22 protein-coding genes are annotated in these 25,269 nt (G+C 60.8%); 15 read left to right on the top strand and 7 right to left on the bottom strand.

The window, feature by feature from the left end; genetic code table 11:
* Window positions 1-215: 215 nt before the first annotated feature.
* The 9 genes from Q0887_RS05075 (at window position 216) to Q0887_RS05035 (ending at window position 10,528) form a co-directional block, all read left to right on the top strand.
* Window positions 216-1,454, top strand: coding sequence for a lipoprotein-releasing ABC transporter permease subunit (locus tag Q0887_RS05075; protein WP_299192870.1), 1,239 nt, complete (start codon window positions 216-218; stop codon window positions 1,452-1,454).
* A complete protein-coding gene (locus tag Q0887_RS05070; protein WP_299192869.1) occupies window positions 1,447-2,127 on the top strand; it encodes an ABC transporter ATP-binding protein in 681 nt (226 codons plus the stop codon). Before Q0887_RS05075 ends, Q0887_RS05070 begins: the two co-directional genes overlap by 8 nt.
* A gap of 85 nt (window positions 2,128-2,212) precedes the next feature.
* Window positions 2,213-2,764, top strand: a complete 552-nt coding sequence (locus Q0887_RS05065) for a hypothetical protein (protein ID WP_299192867.1) — start codon at window positions 2,213-2,215, stop codon at window positions 2,762-2,764.
* Window positions 2,761-3,240 (top strand): glutathione peroxidase, encoded by a 480-nt coding sequence (locus Q0887_RS05060; RefSeq protein ID WP_299192866.1) that lies wholly within the window; start codon window positions 2,761-2,763, stop codon window positions 3,238-3,240. The genes Q0887_RS05065 and Q0887_RS05060 overlap by 4 nt, the downstream gene beginning before the upstream one ends.
* 157 nt (window positions 3,241-3,397) lie before the next feature.
* Complete coding sequence (dnaE, locus tag Q0887_RS05055; RefSeq protein ID WP_299195240.1) at window positions 3,398-6,922, top strand: DNA polymerase III subunit alpha; 3,525 nt, start codon at window positions 3,398-3,400, stop codon at window positions 6,920-6,922.
* Window positions 6,922-7,728, top strand: coding sequence for a DUF4019 domain-containing protein (locus tag Q0887_RS05050; protein WP_299192865.1), 807 nt, complete (start codon window positions 6,922-6,924; stop codon window positions 7,726-7,728). Before dnaE ends, Q0887_RS05050 begins: the two co-directional genes overlap by 1 nt.
* A 152-nt stretch (window positions 7,729-7,880) precedes the next feature.
* Window positions 7,881-9,494, top strand: coding sequence for a long-chain fatty acid--CoA ligase (locus Q0887_RS05045; RefSeq protein ID WP_299192863.1), 1,614 nt, complete (start codon window positions 7,881-7,883; stop codon window positions 9,492-9,494).
* A 3-nt stretch (window positions 9,495-9,497) separates the two neighbouring features.
* On the top strand, window positions 9,498-9,953 hold the full coding sequence (locus Q0887_RS05040; RefSeq protein ID WP_299192861.1) for a DUF1330 domain-containing protein: 456 nt from the start codon (window positions 9,498-9,500) through the stop codon (window positions 9,951-9,953).
* Window positions 9,954-10,111: 158 nt separating this feature from the next.
* Window positions 10,112-10,528, top strand: a complete 417-nt coding sequence (locus tag Q0887_RS05035) for a hypothetical protein (protein WP_299192859.1) — start codon at window positions 10,112-10,114, stop codon at window positions 10,526-10,528.
* 84 nt (window positions 10,529-10,612) lie between these two features.
* On the opposite strand, the gene Q0887_RS05030 is transcribed toward Q0887_RS05035, so the two are convergent.
* The 5 genes from Q0887_RS05030 to Q0887_RS05010 form a co-directional block, all read right to left on the bottom strand.
* Window positions 10,613-11,134 (bottom strand): YbjN domain-containing protein, encoded by a 522-nt coding sequence (locus Q0887_RS05030; protein ID WP_299192857.1) that lies wholly within the window; start codon window positions 11,132-11,134, stop codon window positions 10,613-10,615.
* Between the two features lie 42 nt (window positions 11,135-11,176).
* Window positions 11,177-12,277: a PA0069 family radical SAM protein gene (locus tag Q0887_RS05025; protein WP_299192856.1), complete on the bottom strand. Its 1,101-nt coding sequence runs from the start codon at window positions 12,275-12,277 to the stop codon at window positions 11,177-11,179.
* A 311-nt stretch (window positions 12,278-12,588) separates the two neighbouring features.
* Window positions 12,589-13,116 carry a molybdenum cofactor biosynthesis protein B gene (gene moaB / locus Q0887_RS05020; protein ID WP_299192854.1) on the bottom strand — a complete coding sequence of 176 codons (528 nt, stop codon included), beginning with the start codon at window positions 13,114-13,116 and terminating at the stop codon, window positions 12,589-12,591.
* Window positions 13,117-13,128: 12 nt separating this feature from the next.
* A complete protein-coding gene (locus Q0887_RS05015) occupies window positions 13,129-14,922 on the bottom strand; it encodes a lytic transglycosylase domain-containing protein (RefSeq protein WP_299192852.1) in 1,794 nt (597 codons plus the stop codon).
* Window positions 14,901-15,689, bottom strand: a complete 789-nt coding sequence (locus Q0887_RS05010; RefSeq protein ID WP_299192850.1) for a hypothetical protein — start codon at window positions 15,687-15,689, stop codon at window positions 14,901-14,903. Before Q0887_RS05010 ends, Q0887_RS05015 begins: the two co-directional genes overlap by 22 nt.
* A 105-nt stretch (window positions 15,690-15,794) precedes the next feature.
* Here Q0887_RS05010 and Q0887_RS05005 point away from each other — a divergent pair, with 105 nt between their 5' ends.
* From Q0887_RS05005 to Q0887_RS04980, 6 genes are all read left to right on the top strand, one after another.
* Entirely contained in the window at window positions 15,795-17,441 is a 1,647-nt protein-coding gene (locus Q0887_RS05005; protein ID WP_299192848.1) for an electron transfer flavoprotein-ubiquinone oxidoreductase, read from the top strand.
* A 132-nt stretch (window positions 17,442-17,573) separates the two neighbouring features.
* Entirely contained in the window at window positions 17,574-18,386 is an 813-nt protein-coding gene (locus tag Q0887_RS05000) for a 4-(cytidine 5'-diphospho)-2-C-methyl-D-erythritol kinase (RefSeq protein ID WP_299192846.1), read from the top strand.
* Window positions 18,383-19,105 (top strand): N-formylglutamate amidohydrolase, encoded by a 723-nt coding sequence (locus tag Q0887_RS04995; protein ID WP_299192844.1) that lies wholly within the window; start codon window positions 18,383-18,385, stop codon window positions 19,103-19,105. The genes Q0887_RS05000 and Q0887_RS04995 overlap by 4 nt, the downstream gene beginning before the upstream one ends.
* A gap of 42 nt (window positions 19,106-19,147) precedes the next feature.
* The gene (gene ilvD / locus Q0887_RS04990; RefSeq protein WP_299192842.1) at window positions 19,148-20,863 is read left to right on the top strand and encodes a dihydroxy-acid dehydratase; all 1,716 of its coding nucleotides are present in this window, start codon (window positions 19,148-19,150) and stop codon (window positions 20,861-20,863) included.
* 353 nt (window positions 20,864-21,216) lie between these two features.
* The gene (locus Q0887_RS04985) at window positions 21,217-22,605 is read left to right on the top strand and encodes an NAD(P)H-hydrate dehydratase (protein WP_299192841.1); all 1,389 of its coding nucleotides are present in this window, start codon (window positions 21,217-21,219) and stop codon (window positions 22,603-22,605) included.
* Window positions 22,602-23,813: a class I SAM-dependent RNA methyltransferase gene (locus Q0887_RS04980; protein WP_299192839.1), complete on the top strand. Its 1,212-nt coding sequence runs from the start codon at window positions 22,602-22,604 to the stop codon at window positions 23,811-23,813. Before Q0887_RS04985 ends, Q0887_RS04980 begins: the two co-directional genes overlap by 4 nt.
* Here the strand turns inward: Q0887_RS04980 and Q0887_RS04975 are convergent.
* On the bottom strand, window positions 23,810-24,592 hold the full coding sequence (locus Q0887_RS04975; RefSeq protein ID WP_299192838.1) for a hydrolase 1, exosortase A system-associated: 783 nt from the start codon (window positions 24,590-24,592) through the stop codon (window positions 23,810-23,812). The genes Q0887_RS04980 and Q0887_RS04975 overlap by 4 nt on opposite strands.
* Entirely contained in the window at window positions 24,589-25,266 is a 678-nt protein-coding gene (locus tag Q0887_RS04970; protein ID WP_299192836.1) for a hypothetical protein, read from the bottom strand. Before Q0887_RS04970 ends, Q0887_RS04975 begins: the two co-directional genes overlap by 4 nt.
* Window positions 25,267-25,269 lie beyond the last annotated feature (3 nt).

Raw genomic sequence — 25,269 nt, 5'->3', positions numbered from 1 at the left:
TAGGCCCGTTGCGCCACCCCGCCTGTGGGCGGGTCAATGGCGATGTTACAGATCAATTACAAGGTGTCTTTGGGCTGCGGCCCCCGTATTTTTGGCTAGAACGAGCGGATAGGCGCGCCGTTACGCACAGCGAGGGCCGGTTTGCACATTGTGCGAGACAATTTCGCAGCTTACAGCCCCGGTTAAGCCAGTCGTCGCCAAGTGTTCGGACATTCATGCTCACTCCTTTTGAAAGAATGATCGCAAGCCGGTATCTGTGGCCGGGCAAGAGCGAAGGTTTCATCGCGCTGGTGGCGGGCATATCCGTTGGCGTGGTGATGCTGTCGGTTGCCATGCTGGTTCTGGTGATGAGCGTAATGGGCGGCTTCCGCTCCGAAATGCTCGACAAGTTTTCTGGGCTGAACGGCCACGCGATCATTCAGGCCTATGGCGGCGAGTTGGAGGGTTGGGAGAACACCCTCGACCAAGTTCGCGCAACCGAGGGCGTAACCGGCGCTTCCCCGCTTATCGAACAGCCCTTGCTGGTGAGCTTTAACGGACGGGTCAACGCGATCTTTGTGCGCGGGAACACTGCAGAAGATATCGCTGAACTTGATGACAAGGTGCTTCAGGGCAGAATTGCCGATATCCAGCCCGGCACCGACAAGGTGGCTATCGGAGCGCGGCTCGCGGCCAATATGGGCGCGCGGGTCGGTGATACGATCACGATCATCAACCCGCAGGGGCGGACCACTCCGTTTGGCACCACGATCCGGCAGGTACCCTATGAGGTCGGCGCAATCTTCGAGATCGGGCTGTACGATTTCGACGAAACCTTCGTCATTATGCCGATGTCGGACGCTCAGAAATTGCTGCTCATGGGCGATACGGTCGGCCTGATCGAAGTGACGGTCGATGACCCCGACAATGTTGGCGAAATTCTTGGCGATGTCGAACAGGCGTTGCAGGGCAGGGCGCAGATTGCAGATTGGAAGCAGATCAACTCCGCATTGTTCGAGGCTCTCGAAGTCGAACGCGTTGCGATGTTCTTTGTTCTCAGTTTCATGGTGCTGGTCGCCTCTTTTAACATCCTTTCGAGCCTGGTGATGCTGGTGCGTGCAAAGACCCGCGACATTGCGATCATGCGCACGATGGGGGCAACGCGGCGGAGCTTGCTCAAGATTTTTGTAACGACCGGAACGACGGTTGGGACGCTTGGCACGCTAGCCGGACTAACGCTTGGCTTTGTCCTGCTCTATTTCCGCAACCCGATTGTGGAGGGGATTGCTGGCCTCACAGGCGTGCAAATCTGGGATCCGCAAGTGCGCTTCCTCACCAGCCTGCCGGTGCGGGTCGATCTTTGGGAAATTGTCGGGATCACAGCTCTGGCTATCTCGATGAGTTTCCTTGCAACGCTCTATCCCGCGCTCAAGGCGTCCAACACCGATCCGGTGCAGGTGCTGCGCTATGAATAAGAACGGCTCCATCGTCACTTTGCGCGGGCTGAAACGCACATTCGAGCAGGGTGGTCAGAAGATCGAAGTGCTGCGCGGGGTCGATCTCGACATCATGCCCGGTGAAATTGTCGCGCTGCTGGGGCCGTCCGGCTCGGGCAAATCGACCATGCTCCAAGCTGTCGGCCTGCTTGAGGGCGGGTTTGAAGGCTCGATCGAAATTGCGGGCGAAGCGGCGGAAGAGCTGGCGTCGGATCAGCGCACCCGCATCCGGCGTGAGCATCTGGGCTTCGTCTATCAGTTCCACCACCTGCTCCCCGATTTCAACGCGACCGAGAATGTGGTGATGCCGCAAATGGTCGCAGGCGTTGAAAAGGGCGAAGCTGAGGAGCGTGCCGAAAGCCTGCTGACCAGCCTCGGACTTGGCCACCGCCTGACGCATCGGCCCAGCCAGCTTTCCGGAGGTGAGCAACAGCGCGTTGCGGTCGCCCGTGCGCTTGCCAATCAGCCAACATTGGTGCTGGCGGACGAACCGACCGGCAATCTCGACGAGGCAACCTCGGATAATGTGCTGGGCCAGTTCCTCGATCTGGTGCGGGGCGAAGGCAGCGCTGCCTTGGTGGCGACGCATAATGAGCGGCTTGCCGCGCGCATGGACCGTGTGGTCCGGCTGCATGACGGGGTGCTCACCTAGCGGGCGATATCGCACATTCGCAGAATTGCCCTCGCGCCGGATTGCGCTGCGTTTCATATTCTCCCGCAAACAGGGAGGGACTACCATGCTCACATTCACATTACCGCTCTTGCTGCTTCAGGCAGCGCCAGAGGCCACCGCGCCTGCGCCCGCTCCAACCCCGCCGCCGCCTGCTTGCGCAGAGGAAGTGCATGACGGGTTCGATATGTGGGTCGGGGAATGGGACGTCTTTCCCAATGGCAGCGAAACTCAAGTTGCCACGAGCAAGATCGAGCGGCTTTCGGGCGGATGCTCGATCCGCGAAAGCTGGATGCCGTTTCAGGGAAGCGGCGGCACAAGTGTGTCGATGGTCAATCACCGGACAGGTCGTTGGGAACAGCTCTGGATCGGCAGCGACGGACGCCGGGTCGATTTCACCGGCGGTGTTGTCACCAGCGAGGACGGACCAAAGATGGTGCTGACCGGCTATTGGGACGGTGTCGGGCCAAACGGCGGCGACATACTGGCCCGCATGATCTACTCGGCTCAGGCAGACGGAAGTGTGCGCCAGCACGGAGAGGCCTCGACGGACCACGGCCTTTCGTGGCAAACGAGCTTCGATTTTATCTACCGACCGAAGGACCGGGACCAGCCATGACGACAATTGCCGATTTTCAAGTCACCACCAATCGCGGCGAAACGCTCGACCTTGCGACCAAGAAGGGCAAGGTCCTGCTGGTTGTGAACACCGCGTCGAAATGCGGCTTTACTCCGCAATATGACGGGCTTGAGGCGCTGTATCAGCAGTTCAAGGATTCCGATTTCGAAGTGCTCGGCTTTCCCTGTAATCAGTTCGGCGCGCAGGAGCCGGGTAATGCCGACGAGATTGCGGAGTTCTGCAAGGTCAATTTCGGCGTGACCTTTCCGCTGATGCAGAAAGTCGACGTGAACGGCGCGGATGCGTCGCCGCTTTATGACTGGATGAAGAGCGAGAAGAAGGGCCTGATGGGCTCGACTTCGATCAAGTGGAACTTCACCAAATTCCTGATCAACCGCGAAGGCGAAGTCGTGAAGCGCTATGGCCCGCAAGACGCGCCTGCGGGAATCGCCAAGGATATCGAAAAGCTGCTTTAGTCGCCTTCGTCACCCCGGACTTGATCCGGGGTCCCGCTCACTTCGGGCCTGACGCCTGTGTCAAGAAGCTGGGTCCCGGATCAAGTCCGGGATGACGGAATAGATTCCTGTGGAAGCCGCCCTTGGCGGTGCGGCCTTCACGGCGCATATTTGCACCATGCCATTTGCTCCGTTCATCCCCTTGCGCGTGTTGTCCTCCTATTCGATGCTCGAAGGGGCAATCGACCCCAAGGCTATCGCTAAATTGTCGAAGGAGCGCGGCTTTCCCGCCATCGCTATTTGCGACCGCAACGGGCTGTATGGCGCGGTGATGTTTGCGGGGGCTTGCAAGGGCGAGGGCGTGCAACCGATCATCGGCACCCTGCTGGGTGTGGCGCGCGAAGGATCGGAGGGTAAGCAGGTCGATTACCTGCCGCTCTTCGCGCAAGACGAGGCAGGCTACGACAATCTGTGCCACCTCGTTTCGCAGGCGCATTTGGACCGTCCGCTCGAATATGAGCCGCATGTCGAGATGGCCGCACTCGAAGGACACACCGACGGCCTGATCGCGCTGACCGGAGCGGGCGAGGGAGCGCTGACCCGCTTGCTCGCCGAGCAGCAGACACCGGCTGCCGAAGCGCTGGCTGACCGGCTCCAGCAGCTGTTCCCGAACCGCCTTTATATCGAGCTTGCCCGCCACGGTGATCCGGTGTGCGAGCGTGCGGAAGAGCCACTGCTCGACATGGCCTATGCGCGCGAAATCCCGCTGGTCGCGAGCAACCCGGCCAACTTTGCCGAGCCGCATATGCACCGCGCGCATGATGCCATGCTGTGCATCGCCAACTCGACCTATATCGAGAACGAAGACCGCCCGCGCACCAACGAACAGGGCTTCGTCAAATCGGCGAGCATGATGGAGGAGCTGTTCGCGGATATTCCCGAAGCGACCGCCAACACGCTCGTGATCGCGCAGCGCTGCGCCTATGCGCCGCCCTACCGCGACCCGATCCTGCCCAGCCTAGCGGGCGATCTGGAGGGTGAGGCCAAGATGCTCGCCGAGCAATCGCGCGCGGGCCTCGAAGCGCGGCTCGAACCCTATGGCGAAATGTCGGAAGAAGAGCGCGCGATCTATTTCGAGCGGCTCGATTACGAGATCGGCATCATCGTCGGGATGGGCTTTCCCGGCTACTTCCTGATCGTTGCCGACTTCATCATGTGGGCCAAGGATCAGGGCATTCCGGTGGGTCCGGGGCGTGGTTCGGGCGCGGGCTCGATTGTCGCATGGGCGCTGACCATCACCGACCTCGATCCGATCAAGCTGGGTCTGCTGTTCGAACGCTTCCTCAACCCCGAACGTGTGTCGATGCCCGACTTCGATATCGACTTCTGCGAAACGCGCCGCGGTGAAGTGATCCGCTATGTGCAGGAGAAATACGGCGCCGATCACGTCGCGCAGATCATCACTTTCGGTAAGCTGAAAGCGCGCGCGGTCTTGCGCGATTGCGGGCGGATCCTGCAGATGAGCTATGGTCAGGTCGACCGGCTGTGCAAGATGGTGCCCAACCACCCGACCGACCCGTGGACGCTGCCGCGTGCGCTCAATGGTGCTTCGGATTTCAAGAGCGAATATGACAATGACAACGAGGTGAAGCGCCTCGTTGATCTGGCGATGCAGCTGGAGGGTCTGCCGCGCAATTCCTCGACCCACGCGGCGGGCGTTGTGATCGGCGACAGGCCGCTGGCGCAGTTGGTGCCGCTCTACCGCGATCCGCGCTCGGACATGCCGGTGACGCAGTTCGACATGAAGCATGTGGAATCGTCGGGTCTGGTGAAGTTCGACTTCCTCGGCCTCAAGACGCTGTCGGTTCTGCGCAAGGCCGTGGATCTGCTTGAGCTGCGCGGGATCACGATTGATCTGGGCGACCTCCCGCTTGACGACAAATCGGTTTACGACCTCATGCAGGCAGGTAACACGGTCGGCGTCTTCCAGCTGGAATCCGAAGGCATGCGGCGCACGCTGAAGGCAGTCAAACCCTCCAATTTCGGCGACATTATCGCGCTCGTTTCGCTCTATCGTCCCGGCCCGATGGATAACATCCCGCTCTTCGGTCAGCGCAAGGCGGGCGAAGTCGCGATCGAATATCCACATGCCAAACTCGAAGGCATCCTCGCCGAAACCTACGGCATCTTCGTCTATCAGGAACAGGTGATGCAGGCGGCGCAGATCCTCGCCGGATACTCGCTTGGCGATGCTGACCTGCTGCGCCGCGCGATGGGTAAGAAGGTGCAGGCCGAGATGGACGTCCAGCGCGGGCGTTTCGTCGAGGGTTGCAAGGAAAACTCGGATATCGAGGCGAAGCAGGCCAACGAGCTGTTCGACTTGATCGACAAATTCGCAGGCTACGGTTTCAACAAATCGCACGCCGCCGCCTACGCTCTGCTCGCTTATCAAACCGCTTGGCTGAAGGCGCATTATCCCGAGGAATTCTACGCGGCCTCCATGTGCTTCGACATGCACCAGTCGGAGAAGCTCTCCGCGTTCGTGGATGATGCACGTCGCTATCCGGTCGAGCGGGCCGAGGGCACCGGCGTGCAAGTGCTGCCGCCCGATATCAACGCATCCGAAGCGCGCTTTTCCGTCGAGCAGACCGATGATGGTTATGGCGTGCGATACGCGCTCGCAGGCATCCGCAATGTCGGCGAAAAGGCGATGGAAGCGATTGTCGCCGAGCGTGAGGCGAATGGTCGCTATGAGAGCCTGAAGGACTTCTTTGAACGGCTTCCCCAAGGCGCGATGAACCGGCGGCAGTTAGAGGGGCTGATCTGCGCAGGCGCGCTCGACGGGCTTGAGCCAAACCGCGCGGCGCTGTTCGCCAATGCCGATATGTTGCTCGCCGTGGCCGATGCCGCGATCCGGGAACGCTCCAGCGGGCAGGGCGGCTTGTTCGGTGGCGAAGATGCGGCGGCAGAAGACCTGCGCCTGCAAGCGAGCGAGGACTGGTCGCGGGTCGAACAGATGGCCAAGGAGCGCGAGAATTTCGGCTTCTACTTCTCCGCCCATCCGGTGCAGCAATATCGCGAAGTCGCCTCGGCCCAAGGCGCGCGCACCTATCAGAGCCTGATGGAAGCGGGCGCGCCTCCCGGCGGTCGCGGCACAGCCATGATCGCAGCGATGGTGGAGGGTGCGAGCAAGGGGCGGACAAAACGCGGGGCGGAGTTCATTCGCGCCGACTTCTCTGATTCTTCGGGGCAATTCTCTTCGGCCTGTTTCGAGGAATCGCTGGTCGACAAATTCCCCGAATGGGCAGCCAGCGGCGAATGCGTGCTGCTGACGGTCGAGCTGGATTCGCCCAATCCCGGCGAGCCTCCGCGCTTGACCGTGCGCGGCGCGCGGCCGCTTGCTTCGGTCAGCGGGCGCACCCCGATGATCCTGAAGGCGGACATCTTCACCGCCGAAGCGCTGGCGCATCTCAAGCTCGAGCTTTCCACCAGCGAACAAGCGGGCCAAACGGCTATGGGCGAAGTTCTGGTGCGGTTGATCCTAGGTGCGGATGAAGAGGCGCATATGCGGCTAGGCACCAATTTCGTCCTCGATGGAGAGCTTGCCGAGAGGCTTGCTGAGGTTGAGGGGATTGAGAACGTCGCGCTTGAACCGCTGAGAGCCGGCGGGCGGGGCCGGGCAAACCTCAAACTGGTTGCGTAATGGCGTCCGAGATCGAAGACCTGACCGACAAGGAGAAGGAGGCACTTCGGCTGCTGCTGGAGGGGCATGACACCAAATCCTCCGCCTCGCTTCTTGGCCTTTCGGTCCATACGATCAATGATCGCCTGCGCAATGCGCGGCGCAAACTGGGTGTGTCGAGCAGCCGCGAGGCCGCAAGAATCTTGCGGGATGCCGAGGGACTGGCACCCCAAAATCCAGCGCACAGATCTTTCGGGGTCGCGGGTGATAGCAGCAGCGCGGATAATGCAATCCTCACACAAACCAAGCGGGCAGGACCAATCCGGTTCACTTGGCTCGCAGGAGGAATGCTTATCATGTCTATCGTAATCGCCGCCGCAGTTATTGCAGTTGTTTCCAGCCCGGCCAGCGACAGTGCCAGCAGTGCTGCCGGGCCATCAGTCGATGCCTCGTCCACTGCCAGCACGCCGTCCACCAATCCCGATGATGCAGTATCGATGGATCAAGCAGAGATCTTCCTTGCGTCCATTGATGCGGGCGATTTTGCGCAAAGCTGGGAAGATGGAGGTGAATTCTTCCAGAACGAGACAACTCTAGAGGAATGGACCGGAGTGATTGAGCCGGTGCGCAGCCCGCTGGGCGCGGTCGAAGATCGCAGGCTCGCCGCGGTGCAGCAATTATCGACGCTGCCGGGCGCGCCCGAAGGTGACTACGAAGTTCTTCAGTTCCAGACCAAGTTCGCCGGCGTGGATGCCATTTCGGTCGAAACCGTAATTATGGTGCGCAACGGTAGCCGGTTCGATGTCGCGGGCTATTTCATCCGCTAGCCCGCCCGTCTGGCAACTTCTTCGATCGGGCAGAGGTCGGCGCGATCCGGCCTCTGCCTTCTCATCTGTTTTGCCCGATTGCCAAGGCGGCTTTGTCGCGCCATTGTTGCGCGCAAAGACCGCTCGGTAAGCGGGTAATTTCAGGAGAGAAGATGATGCTCACACAAACGCTTGGCGCCATGCAGGACTGGTCGATGCGGATCACCCATGTGATCGATCATGCAGCGCGCGAATCCGGCGGCCGCGAGATCGTGACGCGCTGGGCTGATGGAAGCGAGACACGCACTGACTGGGCTGGTATTCGCAGCGACGCGCTCAAGATGGCGCAGGCGCTGGAGGCGTTGGGGATCAAGCCGGGCGAGCGTGTGGCTAGCCTAGCGATGAACCATTCGCGCCATCTGGTGAGCTGGTACGGGGTCGCAGGGATGGGCGGGGTGCTCCACACCGTAAACCCGCGCCTGTTCGACGATCAGCTCGACTATATCGTCACCCACGCCGAAGACCGCGTGCTGCTCTATGACGCGGCCTTCCAGCCGATCGTCGACAAGATGAAGGACCGCTGGACCACGGTCGAGCATTACATCTGCTACGATTCGGGCGAGCATACGACCGCGTTCGAAGACTGGATCGGCGCGCAGGATGGGAACTATGAGTGGTTCACCGGCGACGAGCGCGATCCTTGCATGATCTGCTACACCTCGGGCACGACGGGCAATCCCAAAGGTGTGCAATATGAGCACCGCTCAACCGTGATGCACGCGATGGCAGGGCTCCAACCGGCGGCGTTCAACTTCTCGAGTGCCTCGGTGATGCTGCCGGTCGTGCCAATGTTCCACGCGGCGAGTTGGGGTCTGCCCTATGCGGGCGCGATGGCGGGGATCAAATTCGTGTTCTCCTGCGTGAACGATCCGGCGGTCCTCCACGATCTGATGATCCGCGAGAAGGTCACTGACAGCGCGGGTGTGCCGACCGTCTGGCTCGCGCATTTCCAGTATTGCGACAAGGAAGGGCTCGACCTGCCTCCGCTCAAGGCTGCGACCATTGGCGGTTCGGCCTGTCCGCGCTTTATGATCGAGCGGCTGATGCGCAACGGCACCCGCGTCCAGCACGCATGGGGCATGACCGAAACCTCGCCCATCGGCACCGTTGGCGGGCCGACTTTCGATTGGGAAGAACTGAGCTTCGAAGAGCGCGTCGACAAGACCGCGATGCAGGGCCGCCCGGTCTTTGGCGTGGAGCTGCGCATTGTCGATCTCGACGACAATGTCACCGAACTGCCGCGCGACGGCAAGACTTCGGGCGCGCTGCAAATTCGCGGACCGTGGATCATCCGCCGCTATCTCAAGGCCGAGAAAGACGCGAGCAGCAATGATGGCTGGTTCGACACCGGCGATGTCGGCATCATCCACCCTGACGGCACGCTGCAACTCACAGACCGGACCAAGGACGTGATCAAATCGGGCGGCGAGTGGATCAGCTCGGTCGAGCTGGAAAACGCCGCCGTGGGCCACCCGGATGTCGCCGAAGCGGCCTGTGTGGGCATGCCGCATCCCAAATGGGACGAGCGTCCGGTGCTGTTCGTGATTCGGAACGAAGGCTCCGATGTCACCGCCGATGACATTATCGAGCACCTCAAACCGCTCATCGCCAAGTGGTGGCTGCCCGATGCGGTCGAGTTCGTCGATGACATCCCGCACACCGCGACCGGCAAGATCAGCAAGAAGGATCTGCGCGAGCGCTTCTCCGACTACAAGCTGGAGGCGTAAGGGGTGGGCGAGCCATACGCCGACCCCGCGCGCATCCATATCGACCCGTCGCCTCAGAACTGGGAGGCATTCAAAAACCTCCCCCGCGACGAGCCGATCCATATGCTCAACCTGCTGCTCTACCGCGATCTGGCCGAGTATCCGGAAGGGCATGAGCATGCGGGCAAGGGCTGGAGCGGCAGGCGCGCTTATGAGGAGTATGGCACCACGTCAGGCCCAATCTTCCGCCGCGTCGGAGGCGAGATCATCTGGCGCGGCGCGTTCCAGACCATGGTGACAGGCCCAAGCGAGCGCGGATGGCACGACGGCTTTATCGCGCAATACCCGAATGCCGGCGCGTTCTTTGAAATGGTGCTGGATGAGGATTACAAATTCGCGGTTCAGAACCGAACGGCGGGGCTGTTGGACAGCCGGTTGATACGGTTTGCGCCGGGGGATGTTGGCGAGGGGTTTGGGTGAGAATGCATGGCCGGTTTGCCGCTCTGCTAGTTGCGCTGCTTAGCGTGTCTGCTTGCACAGATCCTCGGCAAGAAGAGCTAGATGATGCCCAAAACGCGATGGCAAAGCTGGCCGTCCAATGTCTACGGGACACTGAATCGGTGCCAGCGCATCATTCGATGAACTGTATCGAGGCAACCAAGTTTCTGCACCCTTCGCTTCATGCGCAGAGCGTTCAGACTTCACTCATTGGACATTGTTCAGAGTTTGAAAGTGACGCTTGCCGTGAATACGCTCAATCGCTTGCGCATTATCAGTCGATATATTGGAAAGCCGTTGCGCAATCGGTTACCAATTTCGGATTCCCGACCGACTGGAAAGATAGCGAGAGGAAAGTTAATTTCTACGTTTTCTCCGAGCAAATGGAGCCCTACTTCGCCCGGTGTTTGAAGGATCACCCTGACCCGCACCAGCCGCCAGCAGAAAACGAGATTCGTGAACTTGGTGATGTGCCTGAACTCATCATCTATGATCGAAGACAAGAAAACCGCCACTGCATTCCTCTTGGGGGCAACAGGCCGGCCACGTTACCCTGATGTCAGCGATCTTACTCTTGCAGTCGCAGAAAGCTGGACCCCGGATCAAGTCCGGGGTGACGCAAAAGGCGAAGGGCCGTGCCCCTACTTCTTCTTCGCGCTCGCAGCCTCTTCCGGATAAAAATAGGTCGTGAAGTATTCCAGGCTCACCGACCATAGCTCGATCTGCGTGCGGTAGTTCTCCCGCGTGATTCCGCCGTCTGAGATGATGTACATCCGCACCGAGACATCGCCTTCGGGATCGACATAGGCGCGGCCGAAATTCTGTTCGTAATTGTAGGTGTTGATCGCTGTTGTGATCTCCTCCGCCGTCATGCCCGGCTCGGGGTCGAAGATCGCGAGGATCGAGGTGCCGTAGCAGTTCTTTTCCTGCTCATCATCGTCGCAGGCCATCACTGCGCCATTGGCTTTCAGGTTTGAAGCGAAGGTAATGTTGATTGTGCGGTTGTCGCCCGCATCTTCCCATGTTGCGCCCATCGCTTCGAGCGCTCTCTGTAAGTCCGCCCGGTCAAAGGTCTTGATCGTGTCATTGTTCTGCGCCTGAGCGCCCGCCGGTATCAGCGCGAGCGTTGCGAAAGCGGCCAGTGCGACCAGTGCAGATTTCATTGTTGCATACCCCTGAAGTCGAATCCCTTTAGCCAAGGATAATCAAAGCAATCGCATCTGCCCACCCACTTCGGGCGGGCGGAATTTGGAGCAGTCGAGTTCGAATTCAGCCTTGCCGATGCCTGCCTTGCGCCGCGCAATCCTGAACCGCGTTCGCAGCAAGTCCGCCCACACGCCGCTGGGCCGCATACGGGTGTGGAAGTCTGGATCATTGTCCCTCCCATTCCGGATCGAGCGCACGATGCTCATCACCTTTCCCGCGCGCTCAGGGAAGTGAACGTCGAGCCATTCGCGGAAAAGCGGCGCGACTTCATGGGGCAAGCGCAGGGGTATCCAGCCCACGCTCTGCACTCCGATGGCGCCCGCCTTTGCGACAATTGCCTCCAGAAACTCATCGGTGATCGCGGGGATGATGGGGGAGACGGAGCAATGGGTGGGCACGCCGATCTGCGTGAGCTTTTCCAGCGCCTTGATCCGCTTTGCAGGCGCAGCGCAGCGCGGTTCGAGCTTGGCCGACAGGATCGGGTCGAGAGTCGTCACGGAAATGGCAACCGCGACCAGATTCTGCGCGGCCATCTCCTCCAGCAAATCGGCGTCGTGCAAAACGCGGTCCGACTTGGTGGTGATCGTCACCGGATGGCGCGCTTCGAGGCACACTTCGAGGATGCTGCGAGTGATCAGGAAACGCCGCTCAATCGGCTGATAGGGATCGGTGTTGGTGCCCAGCGCGATGGGCTTCGGTTTGTAGCGGGGCTTGGCCAAGGTGGCGCGGAGCAGTTCGGCGGCGTTGGGCTTGGCGAACAGCTTCGTTTCGAAATCGAGGCCGGGGGAGAGGTCGTGATAGGCATGGGTGGGGCGGGCAAAGCAGTAGATGCAGCCATGCTCGCACCCGCGATAGGCGTTGATCGAGCGGTCGAATGGGATGTCCGGCGACTGGTTGAAACTGAGGATCGTTTTGGGGCGTTCCTCGGTGACAGTCGTGCGCAGTTTGACCGGCGGTCCGTCTTCGCCTTTGGCCAGAGTTCGGACATGATCGCGCCGGTCTCCATCGACTTCTCGCGCAGCAAGGCCGAAGCGGGTGGGAGCCTCGCCGGAAGCGGCGCCTCGTCCGTGTTCAAAGTCGGGATGTTCGGGTGTTCCCATGAGGAGAACATATAAAGAACAAATGCGTTCCTGTCACCACCTTCATCATTGCGAGGAGCGCAGCGACGAAGCAATCCAGAATCAATGCTCGGCTATACTCACGACGGTCTCTGGATTGCCGCGCTCCCTTCGGTCGCTCGCAATGACGAAGGGGGGAATAGGCTTTCCTACACACACCCGAAAATGCATGCTCGTGGGATGAAAAAAGCAGTCAAAACGGGAGGTGAGAATTTTTGCCCCAGGACCGTGGTCCATGCGGTCCATGTCTCGACTAAGTGCTTGAAATCACGTGCAGTCAGGATTCGCGCAAACTACTCTCGTAATCTGGGCATCAATTCGACGAAGTTGCAGGGCCGGTTGCGGCTGTCGAGCTGTTCGACAAGGATGCCTTCCCAGCCATCCTTGACCGCTCCGTTCGATCCGGGAAGCGCGAAGATGTAGGTGCCGCGCACGACCACGGCGCAGGCGCGCGACTGGACGGTGCTGGTGCCGATGCTCTTGTAGCTGAGCCAGCGGAACAGCTCGCCAAAGCCGGGTATGTCGCGGGCGTCCGTGATGCGGGAGAGCGCCTCGGGCGTGACATCGCGGCCGGTCAGCCCGGTGCCTCCGGTGGAGACGATGGCGTCGATATTGGTGTCGTCGATCCAGGCTTCGAACTGCGCGGCGAGCAGAGCGGCGTCGTCTTTGACGATGAGGCGCGCGGCGAGCGTGTGACCAGCGCCTTCGATCCGCTGGGCGAGGATGTCGCCCGACGTGTCGTTGTCTGCTGTGCGTGTGTCGGAAACGGTGAGGACGGCGATGTTGATGGGTTTGAAGGTCCGTGTCTCGTCGATCGCCATCTGGATGCTCCGCTATTGGCCGATGTAAGCAGTCCTTGCCGTAGCCATATAGGGGAACTCTGGCCAGCGCCCTTGAGCAAGCGCACGGCGCGAGGGCGAGTCGACACCGGCGGCGCGCTCATACATCCAGTAATTGCGCATCACGATGGAGACATATCCGCGCGTCTCCCAATAAGGGATCGACTCCATCCACAGCAGCGGATCGCCCTGATCGTTGATCTCGGTGTTCCAGCGGCTGACGGGGGAGAGGCCGGCATTGTAGGCGGCCATGATCTTGGGAAGCAGGCCTTGCGTGGCGGGGCTGTCGCGCAGCATCTCCAGGTTCTGCTGACCGAAAGCGAGGTTCACTTCGGGATCGTTGAGATTGACGTAGGAGGCGCTCATGTTGAGGCGCGGAGCATGCTGGCGCACCGTGATCGGCGTGATCTGCATCAGCCCGCGCGCATTGGCGGAGCTGACAGCGCCTGCTCGGAAATTGGACTCCTGCAGCGCATGAGCAAATGCCAGCGAAGGGTCGACCCGCCAGCCGGTCGCAGGCTGCCAACGCGCAACAGGGAAGCGCAGCGAGGGATCGCTCTGCATCCCGTAGGGCGCGTAATGGGCCATGAAGAGCTGGGTCGAAGGCAGGCCAAGCTCACGGGCGAGGCGGGAAATAGCAGGATAGTCCTGGGCGCGGCCAATGCGCGCCTCGTGGCGGAGCACTTCGTCGGCAAGGCCGGGGCGGCCTATCTCGATCAGAGCGGCCGCGATCTGGACGTTGCGGCGGTCGGAAATCGCGCTCCAGTCGCTGGCGGAGAAGGGTTGCGGCGGCGCGGAAGCGGGCAGCTCGATCCCCAGCTGATCGATGGCGAGCATGCCGTAAAGCGTTTCGGGATAGCGGGCGGCAGCGGCAAGGTGCGGCTCGGCCAGTCCCGGCTCGCGGCAGCGGATCAGCGAGCGGTGTGCCCAGTAATGGGCAGCGGACGTCAACTCGACATTGGTCGAGCGGTCGGCAGCGCGGGCAAAGGCCTCACCGGCGAGCGAGCAATAGCCCAGCCGCCATGCAGCAAGCCCTGCGACCCATTCACCCTCGGCCACCCACGCGCCGGAACCGTGGGACACGGTCTCGGCGAGAGCCAGCGCGTTCTGGTCATCGTTCTCTATGTAGAAGCTCCACGCGACCCGCTGACGCCACTCGGCGCGGGCTTCGGAGCTCAATTGCGGGTCGATCTCTTGCAGGACCGCATAGGCACCTGCCGGATCGTCATTGCGGATCGCATCGAGAATGTCGGAGCGGGTGCTCGCCGGCATAGTGCCATCGTCGATAGTGCGCGGACGGATGCGTTTGGAGGCTTCGGGCTGGCGCGCAAAGCTCTGCGCCTGCGGGAAGTAGGGAAGCTGCGCGATGCCGCGGCGCGTTCCCATCCGGCCAAGCTGCTCGGATTGCGGCAGGTCGACACCTGCGGCGAACCAGTTGGTGATCTGCTCGGCTTCGACACGCGGGCTGTTGGCGTGGGTGTAGAACTCGGCAGTAGCGAACTGGTGGAGGATCCCGCCGCGCCGCTGCTCCAACAACTCTGCGACTCGCTCCCATTGCTCACGGTCGATCGCGGTGAATATGTCGCGGTAATGCTCGCGCTCGCGGTCCGAAAGGACAGATGGCACCGAAGTGCTCCGCTGGTCCTCGCGGTCGTAATGCGCGGCCATGCTACCCGACACGTCGCCAGATTGCGCGCCGGCGGCAGGAGTGAATACAAGTGTGGAAAGCGCAGCAAGTCCGACGAAGGCCGGACGCATAGAATTGATCACTTCAAATCGACCGACCATTCGATCCATCTCCGCCAGAAACGTGCTTTGAGGCGGGGCATGGCCAATAGACTGTCCAAACCCTCACTCACCAAGAGTGGCACTTCTGCCGAGTTCTGGTTGATTTCACGTAAAGATGTTTCAGGATTTGATACATCTTGTTTCAAAAGCGGCAATATGTCGCTCCCGAAGACCACCAGTTTTTGCGGTGAAACGAGTCCTATGTGATGCAAAGTGACGTCGTCGAGACCGCTGGCTGCCAAGGAGGCCGTGTCGGCGACCGGCGTGTGGCGGGGCAGAGCGGAGGCGAAGTAGGTCCGCTCGCTCGAAATTCCCATCGCTGCGAGCATGTTAGCCAGCAACTTCCCACGCGGGCCTGACAGCAAATGATCGCGGTCCTGCTCTTCGGGATCGAGCACCAGAACCATCAGATCAGGCTTAGCCACGCCTCTTGGTGCGATCCTCCCGCGTGGTCCGATTGCATCAAGTCCGGGAGCTTCGAGCCACCACTTGCAGAACACCTCAAGCGTGTCAGGGGGCAATTCCCCCATAAGAGCGATCCGCGCGACCTCACTTTTTTGGGGAGAGGCGGACCCGACCTGGCCCTGATTGCGACGCGTGGCGGGAGCATTTTCAGCCGCGTCGCCAGCGCTTTGGGCTGTGACCGCATCCTCGCCCGCCAACCAATCCGTAGCGTCATCGGAAAAGTCATGCTCGACCCCGGCCATCTGCCACCATTGCAGCGCGGCCTTCAATTCATCGGTCAGAGGCGTGGTCGGAGCGTTCATCTCAATTCATAGCAGGCCTTGACTGTCTCGCCCCCTATTAGCAAGTGCAGGGGCACAACTTTTGGCGAACAAATTCGCCTCGAACCTGAGGGATGAGAAGAGCGCATGAGCGAACGCGAATCAATGGAGTGTGATGTCGTGATTGTCGGCGGCGGGCCAGCAGGCCTGTCCGCAGCAATTCGGCTGAAACAGATCAATGAAGAGCTCGAGGTTGTCGTCCTCGAAAAAGGTTCAGAGATCGGCGCGCATATCCTTTCAGGCGCAGTGGTTGATCCCAAGGGTTTGAGCGAGCTGTTCCCCGACTGGCGCGACATGGATTGCCCGATGGCGGAAACGCCGGTGACGGATAACTGGCACTGGGTTCTGACCAAGAACGGCAAGATGTCGCTGCCCCACATCATGATGCCGCCGCTGATGAGCAATCACGGCTGCTACACAGGATCGCTGGGCAATCTCACCCGCTGGCTGGGCGAGCAGGCCGAAGGGCTGGGCGTCATGGTCTTCCCCGGCTTCCCCGCAAACGAAGTCATGTTCGACGATGCCGGCAATGTGCGCGGCGTTGTCACACAGGATATGGGCATTGCCGAGGATGGCTCGCAAAAGGGTGACTATCAGCCGGGCATGGAGATCGAGGCTAAATACACGCTCTTTGCCGAAGGCGCGCGCGGTTCACTCACCAAGCAGATGAAGGCCAAGTTCGACCTTGAGGCCGATTGCGAGCCGCAGGTCTATGGTCTGGGCATCAAGGAATTGTGGGACATTGATCCCAAGAAGCATGTGCCCGGACGAGTCCTGCACACCCAAGGCTGGCCGCTGACCGAAAGCGACACATGGGGCGGGGGCTTCCTTTACCATCAGGCCGGCGGTCAGGTTGCGCTCGGCTTTGTGACCTCGCTCGATTACCGCAATCCGTGGGTCTCGCCCTATCAGGAATTCCAGCGCTGGAAGCAGCACCCGGCGATCCGCGAATATCTCGAAGGCGGCACCCGCGTTGCCTATGGCGCGCGCGTGATCAACGAAGGCGGTTGGCAGTCTGTGCCCAAGTTGGCTTTCCCGGGCGGCGCGTTGATCGGGTGTGCGGCTGGCTTTGTGAACGTGCCCCGGATCAAGGGCAGCCACACCGCGATCAAGAGCGGCATGCTGGCAGCTGAAAGCGTCGCGGCAGCGATTGCTTCGGGTCACGAGAAGACCGAACTCAATGATTATGACGATGCGGTGCGTTCAAGCTGGATCGCGGACGAACTGAAGAAGGTTCGCAACGCACAGCCAGCGGTCGCCAAATATGGCGGTGATATCGGGACGGTTCTGGCAGGCGTCGATATGTGGATGCGCACGCTCAAGATCGGCCTTCCGATCAGCATGAGCCACCACAAAGACCACACGATGACGGGCCGGGCCGATCTCTATACCAAGATCGACTATCCCAAGCCCGACGGTGTGATCAGCTTCGACCGGCTCACCAATGTCGCCTACAGCTTCACTAACCACGCAGAGGATCAACCGGTCCACCTGCAACTCGGTGACGCGGCGCTGCAGAAGGCCAGCGAGCACGACATCTTTGGCGGACCGTCGAGCCGCTATTGCCCAGCGGGCGTCTATGAGTGGATCGAGGAAGAGGGCAAAGAGCCGCGCTTCCAGATCAACTCGCAAAACTGCGTCCACTGCAAGACCTGCGACATCAAGGACCCGAACCAGAACATCAACTGGGTAACGCCCGAAGGCGGCGGCGGGCCGAACTATCCGAATATGTAGAATTAGCCTCCGTTTCTTCGTCATTGCGAGCGTAGCGAAGCAATCCAGCAACTACGGTATCGCTTTGGCGCAGCCTCAGAAGCTGGATTGCCGCGTCGCCTCCGGCTCCTCGCAATGACGATCGTGTAACTTTTGCCGTTTTCAGAAACCGCCTACGCCAAGATCAACCTCGCGCTCCACGTCCGCAGGCGGCGGGAGGATGGGTATCACGAGCTTGAGACGCTGTTCGCCTTTGTCGATACGGGTGACACGCTGACTGCTACGCAAGCGGAGCAGGACCGCGTCACCACCATCGGCGAGTTTGCGGGTGGGATCGAAGACCCATTCGACAATCTGGTGGCAAAGGCGCTTGCGGCGCTTCCTCGCGCGGAAGGCCTTGCAATTACGCTTGAGAAGAACCTGCCCGTCGCGGCTGGTCTCGGAGGCGGTTCAGCGGATGCGGGTGCGGTGTTCCGGTTGGTCGAGCGCTTGCATCGCCTGCCAGACGATTGGCAAGCCCGTGCCGCAAAGCTCGGTGCAGATGTGCCCTCCTGCGTGCGTAGCGAGATGGCGATCGGGCTGGGGACAGGCACCGAGCTTGTAGCAGTCGAGAATGACCTTGCGGGGACCGCGGTCTTGTTGATCAATCCGCGCATTCCCCTTGCAACAGGGCCTGTCTTTAATGCGTGGGACGGCGAGGACCGTGGGCCGCTGCCAAGAGGCACCGCGCGCGAAATTGCGCTTGCAGGCCGCAATGATCTCACCGACCCGGCGCTCAGCCTCTTCCCCGAAATCGGCAATGTCTTGGACGCGTTACAGCCGGATGACCCGTGGCTCACACGCATGTCCGGCTCCGGCGCTACCTGTTTTGCGCTATACGCAACGCCAGAAGCGCGTAATGCGGCCATGAACAGGATCAAGGACGAGCACCCCGATTGGTGGATGCTCGCGGGGAAATTGCGATGATCGACGGACGGCCGTTTGAGCAGATGGGTGATGTAACCCGCGGCGGACTCGTCTGCGTGGCCGATCATGCGTCGAATTTTGTGCCCGAGGATGTGCCGCTTGGCATACCTGACGCCCTTCTCGATACCCACATCGCGGTCGACATCGGCGTGAACGGAGTGGCCGCGCGCATGGCTCGCCGTCACGCCATCCCCGCGCATCTTGCGACCGTGAGCCGCCTTGTGGTCGATCTGCACCGGGAGGAGGATCACCGCAATGTCGTTCCCACAAAGAGCGATGGCCACCTGATCCCCGGCAATATCGGAGCCAATGTCGAGGCGCGGCTCGAACAGTATTACCGCCCCTATCATAAGGCGCTTGAGGAATGGCTCGACGCCGCACAGCCAAAGCTCATCATCTCGCTGCACAGCTTCACGCCGAAGCTGGAAACCAGCGATGAAGAGCGGCCGTGGGAGGTTGCGCTTCTCCACAATCAGGACGACCGCGCCGCGCGCCACGCAATCCGGTTGTTCGGGGAACAGGGCCTGACGGTGGGCGATAACGAGCCATATTCGGGCGTAGAGCTCAATGCGACGATGAACCGCCATGCAGAGGCGCATGGCCATTACTACTGCGCGATCGAGGTGCGACAGGATCTGATCGCCACCCGCGCAGATCAGGCGCGATGGGCGACAATGATTGCCGACGTTGTCGGAAGGGTTGCGCTCGCGCTCGACTGACGGCACAGGCTATTTCCCCAGAAGCACTCTACGGGAAAGAAAATGTCCTTCGACAAGTCCAAACTGCCCAGCCGTTACGTCTCGGTCGGCCCCGAACGCGCGCCGCAGCGCTCTTACTATTACGCCATGGGGATGACCGAAGAAGAAATCGCGCGTCCGTTTGTGGCGGTCGCCAGCGCTGGCAATGACTCAGCGCCGTGCAACACCACGCTCGATCCGCAGGCCGATATCTGCCGCGAAGGCGTGATTGCCGGGGGAGGAACACCGCGCCGCTTCAACACGATCACCGTGACCGACGGGATCGCGATGGGCCATCAAGGCATGAAAAGCTCGCTCGCCAGCCGCGAAGTGATTGCCGACAGTGTCGAGCTATCGGTGCGCGGACATTGCTATGATGCGCTCGTCGGATTTGCCGGGTGCGACAAGAGCTTGCCGGGCATGATGATGGCGATGCTGCGGCTCAATGTGCCTTCGATCTTTGTCTATGGCGGTTCGATCCTGCCCGGCACGCATCACGGCAAGGACGTGACCGTCGTTGATGTGTTTGAAGCCGTAGGTCAGCACGCCGCCGGCAATTGCCCGCTGCAAGAGCTGATCGCGCTCGAAAAAGTTGCCTGTCCGGGCCACGGCGCATGCGGTGGTCAGTTCACAGCGAACACTATGGCGTGTGTGGGCGAAGCAATTGGATTGAGCCTGCCAAACAGCAACATGGCGCCCGCACCTTACACTTCACGCGAAGAAATTGCGCGCGCTGCCGGTGCGCAGGTCATGGTCCTTCTGGAGCGCAATCTGCGCCCGCGCGATATTTGCACACGCTCTGCATTCGAAAACGCCGCCCGCGTAGTAGCCGCGACCGGTGGATCGACCAATGCTGCGCTTCATCTGCCCGCCATGGCCAGCGAATGCGGAATCGAGTTCGACCTGTTCGACGTGGCTGAAATCTTCAAGTCGACGCCTTACATCGCCGACCTCAAGCCGGGCGGGAAGTATGTCGCCAAGGACATGCATGAAGCGGGCGGGGTCTATATGGCGATGAAAACGCTGCTCGATGGCGGTTTCCTTGACCCCGAGCCGATAACTGTGACCGGCAAGACGCTGGGCGAGAATATCGAGGAGATCACCTGGAACCCCGACCAGAAGGTGTTTTATGATGTGAAGACCCCGATTACGCCCACAGGCGGCGTGGTCGGTCTCAAAGGCTCGCTCGCGCCTGACGGGGCGATTGTTAAGGTCGCTGGTATGGAGCGCTTGCAATTCACAGGCCCCGCACAGGTCTTTGAATGCGAAGAGGACGCTTTTGCTGCGGTTGAAGCGCGCGAAATCATCGAAGGCAGTGTTGTCGTGATCCGCTATGAAGGGCCCAAAGGCGGACCCGGCATGCGCGAAATGCTCGCCACCACTGCCGCGCTGTACGGGCAGGGTATGGGCGAGAAGGTCGCGCTTATCACAGATGGACGTTTCTCAGGCGCGACACGCGGCTTCTGTATTGGCCATGTCGGCCCCGAAGCAGCCGAGTGCGGTCCGATTGCTCTGGTCGAGGACGGCGACACGATCAGCATCGACGCCGAAGCAGGCACGATCGAACTCGAGGTTGACGAGGCTGTGCTGGAAGAGCGCCGCAAGGCATGGCAGCCACGCACGAATGATTACCAATCGGGCGCATTGTGGCGCTATTCGCAAAACGTTGGATCAGCGCGCAAGGGGGCACTGACCCATCCGGGCGCAAAGGCGGAAACCCATGTTTTTGCGGATATTTAGCGCGGGTGTTCTTCTAGCGGCTTTGACCGCGTGTGGCGCAAACACTTCGCCTGACGCTGAGGGGGCGGAGGTCGAGTGCGCGATTGGACCGGGGGCAGGCTTCGAGCCGGTTTGCACGCTTGAACAAGTCTCGGATGACGAATTCGTAATTCACCATCCCGATGGGGGCTTCAGGCGTTTTTACAGGAGGGACGACGAACCCCACCTGCTTATTGTTGCTGATGGTGCGGAACCCATCAATTATGAACGGCTTTCGCTGCCGGGATTGGGCGCCGACGGGCCGACTATTTGGGAATTTGGCGTGGAAGGATCAAGGTACCGACTTTCTGCCGATCTGCTTGCATTCCCAGCTAATGAATGACTCACAGATCCTCACCGCCGCTCAAATGCGCGCCGCCGAACAAGCACTCTTCGATGCCGGAACGAGCGTTACGCGGCTGATGGAGGTCGCGGCGGGTGGCGCTGCGGAGTGGATCAGGCGGATTGCTTGCGGGCGCTCTGTCACGGTTCTGTGCGGCCCGGGCAACAATGGCGGCGATGGCTATGTGATCGCGCGGCTATTGCGCCAAGCAGGCAATGAAGTGCGTTTGATCGCTCCGGTTGATCCTAAGACCGATGCAGCGCGTGAAGCGCGGAGCAAGTGGACAGGAGAAGTCCTGACTTCGGGCGGTTCAGTGCATGGCGGTATCTTTGTCGATTGCCTGTTCGGATCGGGGCTCGCGCGACCATTGTCGGGAGAACATGCTTTGTTGCTGCGCGATCTGGCATCGCATCATGCACTTAGCGTTGCGGTCGATTTGCCGTCGGGGATCGCCAGCGATGACGGGGCGCTGCTCAACGAACCGCTACCGAATTACGATGTGACGCTTGCGCTGGGGGCGTGGAAGTACGCGCATTGGTGCTTGCCAGGTAGCTCTGTGATGGGCGCAAAGCGGTTAGTGCCGATCGGGATTGAGGCCGTTGAGGGCGCGGCGCAGCTCGTGACGCGGCCCAGTCTCACACCGCCAGCGCTAGACGCGCACAAATATACCCGCGGACTTGCGGTGATTATTGGCGGCGAGATGCCCGGAGCGGCTACTTTGGCAGCTAGCGCCGCGCAAAGAGCAGGTGCGGGCTATGTTAAGTTGCTTGCCGAAGGGCATGTCTCGCTTGATCCGGGTCTGGTTTGCGAAGGCACGCCGCTGGTGGACGCGATATCCGACCGGCGTATCTCGGCTCTGCTGATAGGGCCGGGTTTAGGACGTGATGCGGGGGCAAAGCAAAAGCTAGAAGCGGCGCTCGGTGCAGGTGTTCCAAGCGTGCTGGACGCCGATGCGCTGATGCTTCTGCAGCCAGACATGTTGCGCAAGGATCAGCTTTGTCTTGCAACTCCGCATGAGGGCGAACTCGAAGCCCTGTGCCGCAGTTGCTCTGTCATTGCCGAGGGGCGCCGCAACCGCGCACAAGCTCTGGCGCAGGCCAGCGGAATGGTGGTTCTGGCCAAAGGTCCGGACACGGTCATTGCTGCTCCGGATGGGCGCATCGCTCTCGCTCCTCGCGCGCCAAGCTGGCTGTCCGTTGCCGGCAGCGGCGATGTGCTGGCGGGCATTGCGGTCAGCCGCATGGCAAGCGGGCGTGGTCCCTTCGAGGCGGCGTGTGAAGCGGTCTGGCTGCACAGCAGGGCTGCACGAATAAGCGGACCGGCCTTCACCGCAGAAGAGCTGGCCAACAACACCTCGAAAGCACTGGAGCGCTGCCTGTGAGTGACCATTCGCAAATCGTACGCCTTGCAGCGAAAGGTGACGGCGTCACGGATAGTGGCCAGCATGTCGCACTGGCAGTCCCCGGCGACACAGTTACGGCTCACGGTGAAGTCGTGCCTGGAGCACATCATATCGAGCCGCCATGCCCGCATTTCGGCACCTGTGGAGGCTGTCAGTTGCAGCATGCCGATGAAGAGACGCTGCGCAACTTTGTTCATGACCGCGTTATCAATGCGGCAAAAGGGCAGGGGCTTGAAGCGGGTGAGGTGCTCGACACCCACCTGTCGCCTACCAATGCGCGGAGACGCGCTACACTTCACGCAATGCGCACTCATAAAGGCGCGGTTCTGGGTTTTCGCGAAGGCGGATCGCACCGATTGGTTCATCTGGATGAATGCCCGGTGCTGCATCCAGATCTTACGCGGCTGCTTGGACCATTGCGAGACTTTGTCGGAAGTCACGGTCCCAAGGGCAACGTCAATTTGGCGCTTTCGCTGTGCGATCAGGGAGTGGATTTGGGGCTCGAGCATTTCCCGCTTGATGGCTTGGAAGCGACCGAGGCCTCACTCGACTTCGCGCGTGACAATGCGCTGGCGCGCCTGACAATCGATCAGGGCTACGGAGCCGAGACCGTGTGGGAGCCGGAGCCTGCCACCGTCACCTTATCCAGAATGCCCGTTGCGATGCCTGCTGGAGCTTTCCTGCAAGCCACTGCCGAAGCGGAAGCGCTTATGGTAGCGGATGCTTGTGAGTGGTTGGGCGAGGCGCGGCTTGTGGCGGATTTGTTTGCAGGGCTGGGCACATTTGCTTTTGCTCTCGCGGGTAAAGGGCCATCTTCGCGCAAAGTCCTTGCGGCAGAGGCTGATCAGACGGCGCACCTGGCTTGCAAGGCCTCAAGCGCGCGAATGGGTGGCAAAGTTCTGGCGATCCACAGAGATCTATTCCGCAACCCCTTGCAACCCTCTGAACTTGATCGGTTTGATGCGGTTTTGCTGGACCCGCCTCGTGCCGGTGCGAGAGCACAAATTGCCGAAATCGCTGCGGCGAGCGGCCTCGAGCGCGTGGTCTATGTCAGCTGCAATCCGTCAAGCTGGGCACGCGATGCAGCGATCCTGGCTGCAGGCGGGTTCAAACTCGCAAAACTTCGCCCGGTCGGTCAATTCCGCTGGTCCACGCATGTCGAGCTGGTCAGCCTATTCGAGCGCTAAGCGCGCAAAGCGGTGAGAATTTGCTGTTCTAACCATGCGCGATGCTCGGGCTCGACATAGGCATGTCCCGCCCCTTCGCAGCGCTTGATGCGCGGATCCGCTTTGTCCCATGCGCTTTCAAACAATTGAGCGGTGCGATCTCCGGTTGCCAGGAGGAAATCGACCTTACCCTCGAAACCCGCGATCCCCGCTCGCATTTCTTGAGCCAGTCCGCTGGCGGTTGGAGCAGGACGCAAGGAAGAGAAGAGGCCGCGCGCCAGCTTTCGCAAGTTTACGCCGCCGCGCAACAAACGGCCGATCTCGCGCGGGTTTCTGAGCTTCTCGATATAGCGCGCGCGCACCGCGTCGGGAGTATGGATAGGTCCGTCAGCGGCATCGCCTTCGATGGTCCACGGATTGGAGAGCACCAAAGCGTCGAAACCCTTGCCCGCGCTCAACATCAAGGCCGAGGCAGCATCGCAATTGCCGAAGCCCACAACGCGCTCCAACTGCGGAGCCATCGCTCGGAAAGCCTCGAGCGCGGCGCGGAGATCGCCTTCGCTGGATCGGAATTCGCGGTTCTCGCCCTCGCTGTCGCCAATGCCGCGGCGGTCAAAGCGGAACACGGGAAAGCCTGCGCGCGCTATTGCGGCTGCAAGGTGTGATTGGCCCGAGAACGCGCCCGAGCGTATCTCATTCCCGCCGCTCACCAGCAGCAACCCCGTAATTCCCGGAGCGGTGTCGAGCGCGCCAGCAAGTTTTAGGCTTCCGCAGCCAAATTCAAAATGCAGTCTGCTCATACCTCTGGATCCTCGGAGCCAGCGATAAGCGTTGCCAGTCGATGCGCTTGCTCCGCATCTTCATCAGGCTCGGCACGCAGCCACAATCCGCGCCCGCCCAAGGCCTTTTGCTCGATGACGCGCTGAGTCGTTCCGTCGTTCGCAGCTTCCAGCTCTGCAAACATTGCTGCACCGATAGGCCAACCAGCAAGGACCAGACCCTCGGCCCGGCCCAACTCGCTCAATGTCTCCGTCAATTCTTCATGACCCGCTTCACGTGCGGCAATGGTTCGGGCACGGAGCATGGCGCGCAGCTGCTTGGGGCCGGTTTGCGGGGCGTATTGTTGGCCATCAAGTCCTTCGGGCGCAATTAGAGCGCCTGCGCGGATTGAGAGATACTCGTTCGCGTCAAGCGCCTCCGCCGCAGCGCGCGCAGCAATGCGCCAGCTCTTCAACGTTTGATTCTCGAGCGGCTGCAAACTCTCATTCTGCCCGGGCAAATCGGGTAAAAAACTGTCAATCCCGAGCGCATCAAGTGCCCGCATCACTTGCAGCGTAAACCGCCGCATCTTGTTAGCTTCGTCAAACAGCGCAGGCAGAATTAAAACCCGGCGTGCGCGCCCTTGATCGAAGGAAACCAGCAATTCTTCGCTGTATTTCTCGTCGTCGAGCGGAGCTTGCCAGGTCGAGATCATCAA

The sequence above is a fragment of the uncultured Erythrobacter sp. genome (assembly GCF_947492365.1).
Lineage (GTDB): Bacteria > Pseudomonadota > Alphaproteobacteria > Sphingomonadales > Sphingomonadaceae > Erythrobacter.
Note: the sequence above shows the minus strand (reverse complement) of the source record. Positions and strands in the feature narration are given on the sequence as shown.